At 54.9% G+C, this 985-nt stretch carries 1 tRNA gene and 1 pseudogene; one reads left to right on the forward strand and one right to left on the reverse strand.

Annotation, left to right across the window (positions count from 1 at the left end):
- Positions 1-102 precede the first annotated feature (102 nt).
- Positions 103-177 (reverse strand) — tRNA-Thr (locus ACR0IO_RS23110).
- 383 nt (positions 178-560) lie between these two features.
- Here ACR0IO_RS23110 and ACR0IO_RS23115 point away from each other — a divergent pair.
- Positions 561-985 (forward strand): annotated as a pseudogene (locus ACR0IO_RS23115) (UDP-N-acetylglucosamine 1-carboxyvinyltransferase); the annotation flags it as partial.

The raw sequence follows: 985 nt of genomic DNA on the forward strand, positions 1-985 counted from the left end.
CTGTCAATCGCGTACAACGTGTGCGCTTTTGCAAGCTAAGAGCCAATTGGATTACACACATCAACTTGGGCGTTTGTTGTATTAATGGTCATATGATTTTGATGGTGCTGCAGGGGAGGATTGAACTCCCGACCTCTCCCTTACCAAGGGAGTGCTCTACCACTGAGCTACTGCAGCGCACGTGTGGCGCGTGGATTAGACGCAATCGCAGACCCATGCAAGACCAAAGCAAACGAAAATTTGCACCAAGGCCTAATTCCTTTTGGTGGGTGCGGATGCACATGGGCAATTTTTGCCAATTTCGATTTGCATCGCGCTAGACGCGAATTGTCCGCTTCGTTATGAGAGGCGGCATGAAGCAACCATCAAACCCGCAGAAAAGATCAAATTCTGGTCAAAGAAGCGCGCAAGACATTCGCACGGAGCGGTTGAAAGCAGCGCTTAAGGCCAATTTGGCCCGCCGCAAGGCGCAGGCCCGCAAAAGACGTGCGGAAGATGGCGAAAATGGCGCGGGCCCGTCATCTTGACGCGGCCTGAGCAGAGCAAAAGAGGCAGCACCCGTGGACAGTATCATCGTTAAAGGAAATGGCCCGCTTTCGGGCGAGGTTCCCATCGCGGGCGCGAAGAACACCTGCCTAAAGCTGATGTGTGCGGCCCTCTTATCGGATGAACCTTTGACGCTGACCAATGTGCCGCGCCTGTCTGATGTGGCGACACTGGGCAGCTTGTTGGAAAGCTTGGGCTGCGAAGTGGCCCGTTTGGCCGATGGCGGCGCGATGATGATCTCGTCTGCCGATGTGACCAATCTGACTGCGCATTACGACATCGTGCGCAAGCTGCGCGCTTCTTTCAACGTGCTTGGGCCCTTAGTGGGCCGATTTGGTGAGGCAGTTGTCTCGCTTCCGGGCGGTTGTGCAATTGGTGCGCGCAAAGTGGATTTGCATTTGACCGCGCTTGAGGCTTTGGGGGCCAAAATTGATCTGCG

This window comes from Ruegeria sp. CE12 (assembly GCF_056537525.1).